At 71.6% G+C, this 12,652-nt stretch carries 10 protein-coding genes; 6 read left to right on the plus strand and 4 right to left on the minus strand.

What is annotated here, in order from left to right; all coding sequences use genetic code 11:
* Positions 1–898 (plus strand): ATP-dependent helicase C-terminal domain-containing protein (locus O3W51_RS32575; protein WP_331284106.1); only part of this gene is annotated, 898 nt, incomplete at its 5' end.
* Between the two features lie 27 nt (positions 899–925).
* On the opposite strand, the gene O3W51_RS32580 is transcribed toward O3W51_RS32575, so the two are convergent.
* The 3 genes from O3W51_RS32580 to O3W51_RS32590 form a co-directional block, all read right to left on the minus strand.
* A complete protein-coding gene (locus O3W51_RS32580) occupies positions 926–1,924 on the minus strand; it encodes a DUF3068 domain-containing protein (protein WP_138356298.1) in 999 nt (332 codons plus the stop codon).
* Positions 1,925–1,998: 74 nt separating this feature from the next.
* Positions 1,999–2,133, minus strand: coding sequence for an SPW_0924 family protein (locus O3W51_RS32585; protein ID WP_138356297.1), 135 nt, complete (start codon positions 2,131–2,133; stop codon positions 1,999–2,001).
* A 179-nt stretch (positions 2,134–2,312) separates the two neighbouring features.
* Positions 2,313–3,596 (minus strand): lytic transglycosylase domain-containing protein, encoded by a 1,284-nt coding sequence (locus O3W51_RS32590; RefSeq protein WP_269287988.1) that lies wholly within the window; start codon positions 3,594–3,596, stop codon positions 2,313–2,315.
* A gap of 138 nt (positions 3,597–3,734) precedes the next feature.
* On the opposite strand from O3W51_RS32590, the gene O3W51_RS32595 reads away from it, so the two are divergent.
* Positions 3,735–4,598, plus strand: a complete 864-nt coding sequence (locus tag O3W51_RS32595) for a DUF4184 family protein (RefSeq protein WP_269287989.1) — start codon at positions 3,735–3,737, stop codon at positions 4,596–4,598.
* Here O3W51_RS32595 and polA read toward each other — a convergent pair.
* The gene (gene polA / locus O3W51_RS32600) at positions 4,529–7,267 is read right to left on the minus strand and encodes a DNA polymerase I (protein ID WP_269287990.1); all 2,739 of its coding nucleotides are present in this window, start codon (positions 7,265–7,267) and stop codon (positions 4,529–4,531) included. The two genes, O3W51_RS32595 and polA, sit on opposite strands and share 70 nt — an antisense overlap.
* 113 nt (positions 7,268–7,380) lie before the next feature.
* Here polA and O3W51_RS32605 point away from each other — a divergent pair, with 113 nt between their 5' ends.
* The 4 genes from O3W51_RS32605 (at position 7,381) to O3W51_RS32620 (ending at position 12,587) form a co-directional block, all read left to right on the plus strand.
* The gene (locus O3W51_RS32605; RefSeq protein WP_138359381.1) at positions 7,381–9,669 is read left to right on the plus strand and encodes an FdhF/YdeP family oxidoreductase; all 2,289 of its coding nucleotides are present in this window, start codon (positions 7,381–7,383) and stop codon (positions 9,667–9,669) included.
* Between the two features lie 83 nt (positions 9,670–9,752).
* Positions 9,753–10,226, plus strand: coding sequence for a PaaI family thioesterase (locus O3W51_RS32610; RefSeq protein ID WP_138359385.1), 474 nt, complete (start codon positions 9,753–9,755; stop codon positions 10,224–10,226).
* Between the two features lie 183 nt (positions 10,227–10,409).
* Entirely contained in the window at positions 10,410–11,078 is a 669-nt protein-coding gene (locus O3W51_RS32615) for a hypothetical protein (RefSeq protein ID WP_138359059.1), read from the plus strand.
* Positions 11,079–11,351: 273 nt separating this feature from the next.
* Positions 11,352–12,587 carry a branched-chain amino acid ABC transporter substrate-binding protein gene (locus tag O3W51_RS32620; protein ID WP_138359061.1) on the plus strand — a complete coding sequence of 412 codons (1,236 nt, stop codon included), beginning with the start codon at positions 11,352–11,354 and terminating at the stop codon, positions 12,585–12,587.
* Positions 12,588–12,652: the final 65 nt, after the last annotated feature.

The following is a 12,652-nucleotide window of genomic DNA, read 5'->3' on the forward strand; positions in this document are numbered from 1 at the left end:
GTATCTGATGGCGTCGGGAACGGCGGCGGAGCTGGGCACCGGCTCCCGGCTCGGGACGCCGGGCTGGCTGGCCGTCGCGGTCGCGGACCGGCCGGTGACGGCGGTCTCGGCGCGGGTGCGGCTGGCCGCGGTGATCGACGAGGCCACCGCCCGTACGGCGGCGGCCCCGCTGCTGGCATCGGGCGAGGAGGTGCGCTGGTCGGACGGCGACGTGGTGGCGCGCAGCGTGGAACGGCTGGGCGCCGTGGAGCTCACGGCGCGGCCGCTGCGGTCGCCGGACCGGGCGCTGCTGCGGGCCGCCGTCGCCGAGGGGCTGCGGCGGGAGGGCACGGGGCTGCTGCGCTGGTCGCGCGACGCGCAGGACACCCGCCGCCGGCTGGCTTTTCTGCACCGGGAGTTGGGCGAGCCGTGGCCGGACGTCTCGGAGCAGGCGCTGCTGGACGGGATGGACGACTGGCTCGGCCCTGAGCTGTCCGCGGCCCGCCGGCGCGCCGATCTGGAACGGACCGACGCCGGCGGCCCGCTCAACCGGCTGCTGCCCTGGGCGTCCGGTGCCGCCGCCCGGTTCGGCGAGCTCGCTCCGGAGCGGATCGAGGTGCCCAGCGGTTCACGGATCCGGGTGGACTACGAGGGCGACCAGCCGGTGCTCGCGGCCAAGCTCCAGGAGCTGTTCGGCTGGCAGGAGACACCGCGGATCGCGGGTGGCCGGGTGCCGCTCCTCGTCCATCTGCTGTCCCCCGCCGGCCGGCCCGCCGCCGTCACCGCCGACCTCGCCTCGTTCTGGCGGGGCGGCTACCGCTCGGTCCGTGCCGAGTTGCGCGGCCGCTACCCCAAGCACCCGTGGCCGGAGGATCCGGCCGCCGCCGCGCCCACCCGCCGGACGAACCAGCGGCGTTGACCCCTCCAGGACGGCGCGGCGGCGGGCTCAGACGGCGATCGGACGCGGGTCGGGATCCGGGTCGCGCACCGTGTCGTCGGGGGCGGGGTCGGCCGGGCGGCGGCCGCGCGCCTCCAGGAACAGGGAGAGTGCGAGCAGGACGACGCCCAGGATCAGGAATCCCCAGGGGAGGTAGCTGGTCAGCAGCAGGATGAGCTGGCGCTGGGACTTCACCAGTTCGACGGTGGAGTCGATGTAGTCCTCGCGCATCTTCACATCACCGGCGAAGACGGTCACCGGCTTGGTGTCGGGTGTCTGCGGGAACCGCAGCTCCTCCTGGTGGACCTCCTCGCCGTTGACCGGGGCGCCGGTGGTGGGGTCGACCCAGAACATCCGCTTGGTGGTGTACCAGCGCTCCACCGAGCCGCCGAGTGCCGCCGGGGTGATGCCGCCCGGCATCGTCTTGGGCAGCGGGACCTTGACCCAGGGCACGATCTGCTCGAAGTAGTAGACCTTGAGGCCGCGGAAGTTCTGCGTCGCCTTGTAGTGGATGGGCGCGGTCGTCCGTGCCTGCGCGTCGTAGTAGAAGTAGTCGCGCTTCTCGGTGAGGAACGGGAACTTGAACTCGATGCCCTCCCGGTGCACGGGGTCGCCGTCGACGCTCTCGCTCGCGGTGTGCACCGGGTCCTGGGAGTGCGCGTCGAAGATGTAGCGCTCGGGGACCTGGCTGACCATCTTGCCGTCCGGGCCGACGATGTAGGACAGCGAGTCCCAGACCACGACGTCCCGGCCGGTGTCGGCCTTGACCTTCTTGGACTCCTCGACGTTGCCCTTCAGCGTCTGGATGACGCTGAGCTTGGGGACGACCTTGGGGACCAGCGACGTGTCGGTGAGCAGGGTGGCGTTCTTGGCCTCCAGAACCACCACCTGGTACTGGTTGGCCGGAACCTTGGCCAGCCGCGGGAAGGCGTACCAGCGCATCAGGGGCGACAGGGCCGCGAAGAAGACGGCGAAGGCGAGCAGCACCAGGCTGGACTTGCGGCGCATCGGGACGCTTCCCCTCCTTTGTAGCTACGGACGTCCTGTGTGGCGGTGGACGACGACCGGCCGGGAACGACCGGCTACGGGTGGCTGGGGACCGTGGTCACCAGCGGCTTGGGCGAGGTCTTTCCGGCGGGTGCGCCGACCGCGGTCATGGTGAGGACGAGCGCGAGAGCGGCGGCGAGTCCGATGGCTGCGGCGATCAGGGCGCGCATGGCCGGACCTCCCTTGTGGACGACGACGTCGGCTGGGCCGGGGCACCGTAGCAATCGGGGGATCAGATGAGAACAGGTTCTACCGATCGAATGCGGCCACCGCGCGAACGAGCCCGGCCCCGCCGTGGAGGGCGGGGCCGGGCTCGATGGGTGCGGGGTGCGTCAGTCGGCGGGGTGCGTCAGTCGGCGACGGCCGCCGGGCTGGTCGACGGGGCCGCGCTCGGACTCGCGGCCGCGGTCGTGGCGTCCGTCGCGGTCGGTGACGGCGTCGGGGACGTGGTGGGCGTGGGAGTGGGGCAGGAGCCGTCGGTCGGCGTGGGAGTCGGCGTCGGCGTCGGCGTGCCGGTCGGGGTGGGCGTCGGCGAGGCGGACCCCGTCGGGGTGGGCGTCGGCGTCGGCGTCGGGCAGCCCGGGGTGGGGCTCCCGCTGTCCGTGGGCGTCGGCGTGGGCGACGGCGAGGCGGTGCCGGTCGGCGTTCCGGTGGGCGTCCCCGGGCCGGTGGTCGGCGGCGTCGGCCGGCCGGTGGTGGTCGGCGCCGGCGAGACGGTGCCGGTGGCCGTGGCGGACGGGCTGGCGCCCGGCTTCGGCACGCCGGTGGCCGGCGGCGAGGTCCTCGGGCCGACGCCGGCGCCGGGTGTGCGGCCGCTGTCCGGGACCGCGACGGCTCCCTGGTCCTTGAAGTGCTGGAACCAGGCCCGGACGGTGTGCAGGTACTCCTGCGAGTGGTTGTAGCCGAGGATCGCGCGGTCGATGTCCGCGGAGACCGAAAGGTCGCGGTTGTCGGCGCACAGGTAGTGGCCGGCGGCGAGGGCGGCGTCGTAGATGTTGTTCGGGTCCTTCACGCCGTCCGCGTTGCCGTCGGCTCCCCAACTGGCCCAGGTCGACGGGATGAACTGCATCGGTCCCACCGCGCGGTCGTGGACGGTGTCCCCGTCGTAGGTGCCGCCGTCGGTGTCCGAGATGTTCGCGAAACCGGCGCCGTTCAGCACCGGTCCCAGGATCGGCTTGTACGTGGTGCCCTTCGCGTCGACGGCACCGCCGCCGGCCTGACCGGATTCGACCTGCCCGATCGCGGCGAGCAGTTCCCAGGGCAGTTTGCAGCCCTGGTCGGAGGTGGCGATGGCCAGCTGCGCCCTGCGGTAGGCGTCCAGCACCGTGCCGGGCAGGCCCGTGCCGCCGGTGTCGATGCCCGTGCCGGTGCCGCCGGTGGGCGTGGGGGCCGAAGTGCCGCCGACGGCCAGGCCGCTGGAGCCGTCCTCGGGCGGCAGCGCGCTGTAGAACGGCGACCCGCCGTCGATCTGCGGGCCGGGCGGCGGCTTGGGGACGGCATTGCGGGCCCGCTCCGCCTGGGCGAAACCGGGTGCCTGCGAGGCGCTGAGCGCCGCGACCGCCAGGGCCGCGACCGCCGTGCCCGCCGCCCCCCTGCGCATCGCGCGTATCCGCCGTCCGTATCGCGCTGCCATGTCCGCGGTCCCTCCCACGTGCGAGCTGAGCGCGTTACCGCGCCGCAACCCCACGGACCCTACGGGAACTTCCGGCGCGCATCCACCGTGCGGTACTCCGCATACTGGTCGGAAAGGATCACTTCACGAGGGGGTTTGATGCCGTTCACCCTGAGCCACGCGGCAGCGGTCCTGCCGGGGCTGCGCCGGGACGGATCCGCCCGCGGGCCGCTGGTCGCGGCGGCGCTCGTCGCGGGTTCCTTCGCCCCCGACATCCCGTACTTCGCCGCGTCGGTGGTGTCCGGTGTCTTCCGGTTCGGTCACGTCACGCACTCGCCGGCGGCGGTCCCGACCCTCGATCCGCTGATCGCCGCGGGCCTGGTGGGCGGCTGGCTGTTCCTGCGCGATCCGCTGCTGGCGCTGCTGCCCGAGGGGTGGCAGGGGCGCACCGCGACGCTGTTCAGCGGGGACCGGCGGCCGTGGTCGGCGCGCACGGCGGGCTGGTTCTGGCTCTCCACGACGATCGGCGCGACCACCCACGTCGGATGGGACACTTTCACCCATTACGGGCGCTGGGGGGTGCGGATGCTGCCGGTGCTGAACACCGTGGTGCACGGGCAGCAGCTGTACCAGTGGCTGCAGTACGGCAGTTCGGCGACGGCGCTGCTGGTGCTGGCCGCGTTCACCGCCCGCGCGCTGCGCGCCGCCCCGAAGGAGCCGCCGCCCGCCCGGCTGCCGCGGCTGACGCCCCGCGGGCGCGGCGGCGTGGTCACACTGCTGGCCGGCTGCGCGGTGGCCGGCTCCGTCGTCCGCTGTCTGCGGGAGTACGCCGTCAGGGCCCCGTCATCGCTCGGCGACGTCGTGCCCACGGCGGCCTTCGGCACGGGGGCCGGGCTGGCGGGCGGCGCGCTGCTGTACGCGGCCGCCGCCCGTCTGCGCCGCAGGCGGCGCCGTCAGTGGGCCGCGGACTCCCAGTCCTTGCCGACGCCCACCGAGACATCGAGCGGGGCCCGCAGCGGGTAGGCGCCGGCCATCTCGCGCCGCACCAGCTCCTCGACGCGCTTGCGCTCGCCGGGCGCGATCTCCACCACGATTTCGTCGTGCACCTGCAGGAGCATCCGCGAGGCCAGCTTCTCCTCGGTGAGCGCCTCGCCGACCCGGAGCATCGCGAGCTTGACGATGTCGGCGGCCGAGCCCTGGATCGGCGCGTTCAGCGCCATCCGCTCCGCCATCTCGCGGCGCTGCCGGTTGTCGCTGTTGAGGTCGGGCAGATAGCGGCGGCGGCCGAGCAGCGTCTCGGTGTAGCCGGTGCCGCGGGCCTCCTCCACAACGCGCTGCAGATAGTCCCGCACCCCGCCGAACCGCTCGAAATAGGTGTCCATCAGCGCGCCCGCCTCACCCGGGGAGATCCCCAGCTGCTGCGACAGGCCGAACGCGGACAGCCCGTAGGCCAGGCCGTACGACATGGCCTTGATCTTGCGGCGCATCTCGGCGTCCACCGCGTCCTTGGGGACGCTGAACACGTGCGAGCCGACGGTGGTGTGCAGGTCCTCGCCGGTGTTGAACGCGTCGATCAGGCCCGCGTCCTCCGACAGGTGGGCCATCACCCGCAGTTCGATCTGGCTGTAGTCCGCCGTCAACAGCGACTCGAAGCCCTCGCCGACGACGAAGCCCCGCCGGATCTCCCGGCCCTCGTCGGTGCGGACCGGCACGTTCTGCAGATTGGGGTCGGTGGACGACAGCCGGCCGGTGGCGGCCACGGTCTGGCTGAACGTGGTGTGGATGCGTCCGTCGGGCGCGATCGTCTTGATCAGGCCCTCGACCGTCACCCGCAGCTTGGCCTGCTCCCGGTGGCGCAGCATGATCACCGGCAGCTCGTGGTCGGTCTGCGCGGCCAGCCACGCCAGGGCGTCGGCGTCCGTGGTGAACCCGGTCTTGGTCTTCTTGGTCTTCGGCAGGCCCAGCTCCCCGAACAGCACCTCCTGGAGCTGCTTGGGCGAGCCGAGGTTGAACTCGTGGCCCACCGCGGCGTGCGCCTCGGCCACCGCCTGCTGCACGGCGTCGGCGAAGCGCTGCTCCAGGCCCTCGAGGTGCTCGCGGTCGGCCGCGATCCCGGACCGCTCCATCCGGGCGAGCAGCGCCGACGTCGGCAGCTCCACGTCCCGCAGCAGCCCCGTCGCGCCGTCCTGCTCCAGCCGGCCGGTGAACGCCGTGCCGAGGTCCAGGACGGTGCGCGCCTGCGCCATCAGGGCGTCCAGCGCGGCGGAGTCCTCCTGCTCCTCGCCGAACGCCAGCTGCCCGCTCTCGGCGCCGGCCGGTGCCAGCTCACGGCCCAGGTACTCCACCGACAGCGCGTCCAGGGCGAAGGAACGGCGGCCGGGCTTGATCAGATAGGCCGCGAGGGCGGTGTCCATGCTGACGCCGGCCACCGTCCAGCCGTGCTCGGCGAAGACCCGCATCACGTTCTTCGCGTTGTGCAGCACCTTGGGGCGGGCGGCGTCCGCGATCCAGGCCGCGAACACCTTCTCGTCCGCCTCGCCCAGCTGCGCGGGGTCGAACCACACCGCGGGGCCCTCGGCCCCGGCCAGCGCGACCTGGGTGACGGTGCCGCCGCCCAGCGCCCACGTGTCGACGGTGGCCGTGCCGAGCGGCGCGCTGCCGTGCCCCTCCAGCCACTCCTGCAGGCCGCCCTCGGCGAGCTGCGCGCCCTCCACGGCGACGCCCTCGGCGACCTGGGCCTCTTCCTCCCGCGCGCCCGGATCCACCGCGAACAGCCGGTCCCGGAAGTTCTGGTTACGGAACTCCAGGGTGTCCAGCACGATGTGCAGCGCGTCGCGGTCGTACGCCGCGCGCTCCAGCTCCACCGGGCCGCACGGCAGCTCCACGTCGCGCACCATCTCGGTCAGCCGGCGGTTGAGCTTGACCGCGTCCAGGTGCGCGCGCAGGTTCTCCCCCGCCTTGCCCTTGACCTCGTCGGCCCGCTCCATCAGCGCCGCGAACGACCCGAACTGGGTGATCCACTTGGTGGCGGTCTTCTCCCCCACCCCGGGGATCCCCGGCAGGTTGTCCGACGGGTCGCCGCGCAGCGCCGCGAAGTCCGGGTACTGCGACGGCGACAGGCCGTACTTCTCCTCGACCTTCGCCGGGGTGAACCGCGTCAGCTCCGAGACGCCCTTGGTCGGGTACAGCACCGTCGTGTGCTCGCTGACGAGCTGGAACGCGTCCCGGTCACCGGTCACGATGAGGACGTCGAACCCCGCGGCCTCCGCCTGGGTGGCCAGCGTGGCGATGATGTCGTCCGCCTCGTACTTCTCCACCGCGAACCGCTTGACGCCCATCGCGTCCAGCAGCTCGCCGATCAGCTCCACCTGGCTGCGGAACTCGTCGGGGGTCTTCGAACGGGTCGCCTTGTACTCGGGGAACTCGTCGAACCGCCACGTCTTGCGCGAGACGTCGAAGGCGACGCCCAGATGCGTCGGCTTCTCGTCACGCAACGTGTTCGCCAGCATCGACGTGAAGCCGTACACGGCGTTCGTCGGCTGGCCGGTGGCGGTGTTGAAGTTCTCCACCGGCAGGGCGTAGAACGCCCGGTACGCCAGGGAGTGTCCGTCGAGCAGGAGCAGCCGCGGCCGGTCTCCCGCCGTGGATGCCGTGCCGGTCGCTGCGCTCGTCTTCGATGCCTTTGCTGCCACGTTCTCGATACTCCCATGCCCCACTGACAACCCCGGCCAACCCCCGCCAACGCCCGGCGGCCGACCGGGACGCGCCGGAGCGGCCGCCCCTCCCGCGTGGCAGGATCGGAGACATGGCAGCGAAACCCCCCGCGGGCGACCCCGTACAGGACGCACCCGACGTCACAGCCCCGCAGCACGCCGCCGCAGGGCTTCCCGCGGTCGCGCACAGCCTGCGCATGGCCCAGCAGCAGATGGGAGTGCGCCGCACCGCGCTCACCCTGCTCAAGGTCAACCAGAAGGACGGCTTCGACTGCCCCGGCTGCGCCTGGCCCGAGCCCGAGCACCGTCACAAGGCGGAGTTCTGCGAGAACGGCGCCAAGGCCGTCGCCGAGGAGGCGACGCTGCGCCGGGTCACACCCGACTTCTTCGCCGAGCACCCGGTCTCCGACCTGGCACGGCGCAGCGGCTACTGGCTGGGCCAGCAGGGCCGGCTCACCCAGCCGATGTATCTGGCGGAAGGCGCCGACCACTACGTGCCGGTGCCCTGGGAGCGGGCCTTCGACATCGTCGCGCAGGAGCTGCACGCGCTCGCGTCGCCCGACGAGGCGGTGTTCTACACCTCGGGGCGCACCAGCAACGAAGCCGCCTTCCTGTACCAGCTCTTCGCCCGCCGGCTGGGCACCAACAACCTGCCGGACTGCTCCAACATGTGCCACGAGTCCTCGGGCTCCGCGCTCACCGAGACCATCGGCGTCGGCAAGGGCAGCGTGCTGCTGGAGGACCTGTACCGCGCCGACCTGATCATCGTCGCCGGGCAGAACCCGGGCACCAACCACCCCCGGATGCTCTCCGCCCTGGAGAAGGCCAAGCAGCAGGGCGCGCGGATCGTCACCGTCAACCCGCTGCCCGAAGCGGGCCTGGAGCGCTTCAAGAACCCGCAGAACGCCCGCGGCCTGGCCGGCTCCGGCACCGCGCTGACCGATCTGTTCCTGCAGATCCGGCTCGGCGGGGACCAGGCGCTCTTCCGCGCCCTGAACCGGCTGCTGGTCGAGGCCGACGCCGTCGACCGGCCCTTCATCGACGAGCACACGCACGGCTACGAGGAGTTCGCCGCCGCCGCGCGCACCACCGACTGGGACGAGGTGCTGCGCGCCACCGGCCTGGAGCGCGCGGAGATCGACCGGCTGCTCGCCATGGTCCTGGACGCGAAGAGCGTCGTGGTGTGCTGGGCGATGGGCCTGACCCAGCACAAGCACGCCGTCCCCACCATCAAGGAAGTCGTCAACTTCCTGCTGCTGCGCGGCAACATCGGCCGCCCCGGCGCCGGGGTGTGCCCGGTGCGCGGCCACAGCAACGTGCAGGGCGACCGCACCATGGGCATCTTCGAACGCCCCGCCCCCGCCTTCATCGACGCCCTGGAGAAGGAGTTCGGGTTCGCCCCGCCGCGCGAGCACGGCCTCGACGTCGTACGCGCCATCCGCGCGCTGCGCGACGGCACCGCGAAGGTCTTCTTCGCCATGGGCGGCAACTTCGTGGCCGCCTCCCCCGACACCGCCGTCACCGAGGCCGCGATGCGCAACGCGGCACTGACCGTGCACGTGTCGACGAAGCTCAACCGTTCGCACGTCATCACCGGATCGCGCGCCCTGATCCTGCCCACCCTGGGACGCACCGAGAAGGACACCCAGGCGGGCGGCGACCAGTTCGTCACCGTCGAGGACTCCATGGGCATGGTGCACGCCTCGCACGGCGCCCTGCGGCCCGCCTCCCCGCACCTGCTGTCGGAGACCGCGATCGTCTGCCGGCTGGCCCGCGCCGTCTTCGGCGACGACACCGCCGTCCCGTGGGCCGCGCTCGAAGCCGACTACGACCTGGTGCGCGACCGGATCTCCCGCGTCGTGCCCGGCTTCGACGACTTCAACACCAAGGTCCGGCACCCCGGCGGCTTCACCCTGCCGCACGCCCCGCGCGACAGCCGCACCTTCCCCACCGCCACCGGCAAGGCCAACTTCACCGCGTCGCCGGTCGAGTACCCGGCCGTCCCCGAGGGCCGGCTGCTGCTGCAGACACTGCGCTCGCACGACCAGTACAACACCACGATCTACGGCCTCGACGACCGCTACCGGGGCATCAAGGGCGGCCGCCGCGTCGTCATGGTCAACCCCGCGGACGCGGAAGCCCTCGGCCTGCCCGACGGCTCCTACGCCGACCTCGTCGGCGAGTGGACCGACGGCACGGAACGCCGCGCCGACGGCTTCCGGGTGGTGCACTACCCGACCCCGCGCGGCTGCGCCGCCGCCTACTACCCGGAGACGAACGTCCTCGTTCCGCTCGACCACACGGCGGACACCAGCAACACCCCGGCGTCGAAGTCGGTGGTCGTCCGCCTGGAGCGGACGGCCCCGGTGCACGGATCGTGACTACCGTCAGGTAGAAAGCTGACCAGTACACCGATTCACTGATCCACCGACACCACCGAACGATGACGATCGGAGCCGGCCGCATGGGCGAGCAGACGAGCACGCAGTTCCCGCAGGAGATCCTGGCGCAGTGGTCCGGCCTCGGCCTCGACCTGCCCGCCCTGTTCTCGGCCGGCCACCTCGGTGACCGTATGAGCATCCAGATCACCGAGGCGTCCCCCGAGCGGGTGGTCGGCACCATGCCCGTCGAGGGCAACACCCAGCCCTACGGCCTGCTGCACGGCGGCGCCTCCGCCGTCCTCGCCGAGACGCTGGGCTCCGTCGGCGCCATGCTGCACGGCGGTCCCGGCAAGCTCGCCGTCGGCGTGGACCTGAACGCCACGCACCACCGCGGCATCCGCTCCGGCAACGTCACCGGCGTCGCCACCCCGGTCCACCGCGGCCGCTCCTCGGCCACCTACGAGGTCGTCATCACCGACGAGAACGGCAAGCGGGTCTGTACCGCCCGCCTCACCTGCATGCTGCGCCCCGCCAGCCCCGGCGCCACCACGGTCTGACCCACCGGCCGGGCCCGCACCGTTGTCGCGCGGGCCCGGAGGCCCTAGCGTTTTCGGCAGGGGGGCGGCCATGGCAGCAGCACGGATCCGGCACGTGCGGCGCCTCTGCGCGCCCGCCCACGCCCCCACTCCCGTCCACCGGCCCGACCCCGCTCCGCCCGGCCGCACCGGGGTCCTGGCGCGGTGAGCGGCATCGGCCCGGTGGAGGGTCCCGCCGGCGGAACACCCAGCGTCAACTCCCTCCACCCGCCGGTCCATTGGACCGACCGCTGGACCGACGGCCGGGTCGGACGCTGGGCCGGCCGCTGGCAGGTGCGCCGGGCCGCACTGTCCGACCGGGGGCGCCGTACGGTCCTGGCCGCCACCGCGGCCCTCGCCACCGTCGCGGTCCTCTGCCTGGGCCACGCGATGCGCACCCCGGAGCCGGTGCCGGACCCCGGCCCGTGGCCTGCACAGGTCACCTACATCGCCTACGAGTCGGGACATCTGCAGCCCATGTCCGCACCCGCGTCGGGGGTGTTCGGATTCGTGGTCAGCGTGCGGGACGGAACTCCGGTGACGATTCTCCGCGTTACTCCCTCATTCGAGGGACTCGGTGCCGAAATCGACCCCTCGACACCATTAACGGTGAAGCAGGGAACTACCCGGCACATCACGATAAAGATGATCGTGCGCAAATGCGCGGGACTGCCACTCGACGTCGATCTGCCCGTGATCGACGTAACGCTGCGTAACACGCGCGCAATACAGAATCAGAGCTTCATCTTCGGCGGCGGCTACCCCCGCGACCTCTCGGCTTTCCTGCACCGAATCTGCCGCCCAACCCCCACCAGCAGCTCTTCCACCCCGTAGCGGAAGTGCGGGTTCTCGCTATCCGGACATCGCCATAAAACATGCGGACAGGGTGACAAATCTACGCAAATACCTCACTGAACCTCAACAAAACCTCAAGAGTTTCCATCCGGCATAACAAGACAGTCACACTCTTCCCGCACCGCTGCCCGAGTTCCCCACACAGGCCTAGAGTCACGGCCAGTCACCGCGCCACCGGATTTGTCAGTTCGGGTTCCAGCGCACGACTCGGCCTCTCACCAGAGCAGGCCGCGCCAGGGGAAAGGACTGATCGTGCGACACCGTTCCTTGCTGATACTGACCTCCGTGCTCACCACTGGGGCCCTCACACTTACCGCCTGCGGGTCCCGCAGCGACGACGGCAAGAAGGACGACGGCGCGACCACCACCGTCGTCATCGGAGTCGACGCCCCGCTCACCGGCGCGAACTCGGCGACCGGCCTCGGCATCCAGTACGGCGTGCAGATCGCGGTCGACGACGCCAACGCCAAGAAGCTCGTGCCCGGCGTGACGTTCAAGGTCAAGGCCCTCGACGACAAGGCCCTGCCCGCCTCCGGCCAGCAGAACGCCACCGCGCTCGTCGCCGACAAGAGCGTCATCGGCGTGGTCGGCCCCCTGAACTCCGGCGTCGCCCAGTCGATGCAGCAGGTGTTCAGCACGGCGAACATGGTCGAGATCTCGCCGTCCAACACCAACCCCACGCTGACGCAGGGCAAGACCTGGGCGACCGGCGACAAGGTCCGCCCGTTCAAGACGTACTTCCGTACCGCCACCACGGACGCCCTGCAGGGCGGCTTCGCCGCCGACTACGCCTTCAACACGCTGCACAAGCAGAAGGCGTACATCGTCGACGACAAGCAGACCTACGGAGCCGGCCTCGCCGGCATCTTCAAGGGCAAGTTCACCGCGCTCGGCGGCAAGTCCGCGGGCGAGGACCACGTCAACACCGGTGACACGGACTTCTCCACCCTCGTCACCAAGATCAAGAACTCCGGCGCCGACATCCTCTACTACGGCGGCCAGTACGACGAGTCCGAGCTGATCACCAAGCAGCTCAAGGCCGCCGACGTCAAGATCCCGCTGATGGGCGGTGACGGAATGTTCTCCGACACCTACATCAAGACCGCCGGCGCAGCCGCCGAGGGCGACCTGTCCACCTCCGTCGGTGTCCCGGTCACCACCCTCCAGGGCGCCAAGGACTTCATCGCCACGTACAAGTCCAAGGGCTACCCGGGCGACTACGGCACCTACGGCGGCTACTCCTACGACGCCGCGACCGCCATCATCAAGGGCGTCAAGGCCGTCATGGACGCCAACGGCGGCAAGCTCCCCGCCATGGACGACGCCCGCGGCAAGCTCGTCGAAGCCGTCCAGAAGACCGACTTCGACGGCATCGCCGGACACGTGTCCTTCGACCAGTTCGGCGACACCACCAACAAGCAGCTCACCGTGTACCAGGTCAAGAGCGGCAAGTGGGAGCCCGTGAAGAGCGGCACCTACACCGGCTGACCGTCTCTCGCACCACCCGGGCCGCGCGGCTGGTCACCACCGACCGCGCGGCCCGCGCATACCCG

The organism is Streptomyces sp. H39-C1 (assembly GCF_027158125.1).
GTDB classification, from domain to species: Bacteria; Actinomycetota; Actinomycetes; order Streptomycetales; family Streptomycetaceae; genus Actinacidiphila; species Actinacidiphila fildesensis.

Bases quoted from the DNA above. Each gene is read 5' to 3' on its own strand.
- O3W51_RS32585 (WP_138356297.1), bottom strand. From the start codon at position 2,133: ATGCGCGCCCTGATCGCCGCAGCCATCGGACTCGCCGCCGCTCTCGCG.
- O3W51_RS32580 (WP_138356298.1), bottom strand. From the start codon at position 1,924: ATGCGCCGCAAGTCCAGCCTGGTGCTGCTCGCCTTCGCCGTCTTCTTC.
- O3W51_RS32605 (WP_138359381.1), top strand. From the start codon at position 7,381: ATGGCAGCGAAACCCCCCGCGGGCGACCCCGTACAGGACGCACCCGAC.
- O3W51_RS32590 (WP_269287988.1), bottom strand. From the start codon at position 3,596: ATGGCAGCGCGATACGGACGGCGGATACGCGCGATGCGCAGGGGGGCG.
- O3W51_RS32610 (WP_138359385.1), top strand. From the start codon at position 9,753: ATGGGCGAGCAGACGAGCACGCAGTTCCCGCAGGAGATCCTGGCGCAG.
- O3W51_RS32595 (WP_269287989.1), top strand. From the start codon at position 3,735: ATGCCGTTCACCCTGAGCCACGCGGCAGCGGTCCTGCCGGGGCTGCGC.